This is a genomic window from Curtobacterium sp. B8 (genome assembly GCF_000333315.1).
GTDB lineage: Bacteria > Actinomycetota > Actinomycetes > Actinomycetales > Microbacteriaceae > Curtobacterium > Curtobacterium luteum.
Genome location: NZ_BACW01000667.1, coordinates 1 through 1,077, shown reverse-complemented (window position 1 = coordinate 1,077; position 1,077 = coordinate 1). Strand labels below are relative to the sequence as shown.

The window sequence follows — 1,077 nt, the reverse complement described above, 5'->3', positions numbered from 1 at the left end:
GCGCTCGACCTCACCACCGAAGTCGGCGTGGCCGGGGGTGTCGATCACGTTGATCGTGATGCGGCCGCCCGGGTTGAACTCCTCGGCGTGCTTCCCGTTGTAGAGCACCGAGGTGTTCTTCGCGAGGATGGTGATGCCCTTCTCGCGCTCGAGGTCGTTCGAGTCCATCATCCGGTCTTCGCCCTCGAAGTGGGCGTCGAACGAGTTGGTCTGCGTGAGCATCGCGTCGACGAGGGTGGTCTTGCCGTGGTCGACGTGTGCCACGATGGCGACGTTGCGCAGGTCGGACCGGGTGGCGAGCGCCATACAGGACATCCTTTGGTGTTCGGAAGAAGATCGGGCGGCCGACGGCGGCGCGTGCGCCGTGGTGGCACTGCCCGGAGGTGGGCAGAACGCCCGACACGCCAGTCTACCGGTAGTTCGCAACCAGCAGGAGTACACACCATGAGCCGACGGCGAACGTGGACCGAGATCACGATCGTCCTGCTGCTGTCGCTCGGCGGCAGCGCGCTGTACTCGATCCTGCAGATCATCGACGACCTGTCGCAGACCACACCCCTCGGACAGCAGTCCACGGCCCTCAACCAGTCGACGACGACCGTCCAGTACGTCGACCTCGCCCGACAGCTCGTCGGCATCGCGGTCGACCTCGCCCCGGTGGCGCTGGTGTGCTACCTGCTCTGGAGCTCCACCCGGCCGCACCTGTCGCGCCTCGGCATCGACCGGTTCCGGGTGCGGCCGGACCTCGGCGGCGCGGCCCTCATCGCGTTGTGCATCGGCATCCCCGGGCTCGCGCTCTACTTCACCGGACGCGCACTCGGCTTCACGGTGAACGTCGACCCGGCGGCGCTCGACTCGTACTGGTGGACGATCCCGGTCCTGCTGCTCTCGGCGGTGCGGTCTGGCCTGCAGGAGGAGATCATCGTCATCGGGTACCTCTACGAACGGCTCGGCGAGCTCGGCTGGGGGCGGTGGCAGGTCATCCTGTCCACCGCGGTGCTGCGCGGCAGCTACCACCTCTACCAGGGCTTCGGCGCGTTCGTCGGGAACGCCGTCATGGGCATCGGTTCGGGGGAT

2 protein-coding genes are annotated in these 1,077 nt (G+C 67.5%); one reads left to right on the top strand and one right to left on the bottom strand.

Annotation, left to right across the window (positions count from 1 at the left end):
- On the bottom strand, positions 1-306 hold a 306-nt coding region (locus I59_RS17805; RefSeq protein ID WP_031274483.1), incomplete at its 3' end, for a GTP-binding protein.
- A gap of 138 nt (positions 307-444) precedes the next feature.
- Between I59_RS17805 and I59_RS17800 the strand changes: the two genes are divergently transcribed.
- Positions 445-1,077: CPBP family intramembrane glutamic endopeptidase (locus tag I59_RS17800; protein ID WP_022905032.1), on the top strand; the 633-nt coding region annotated here is incomplete at its 3' end.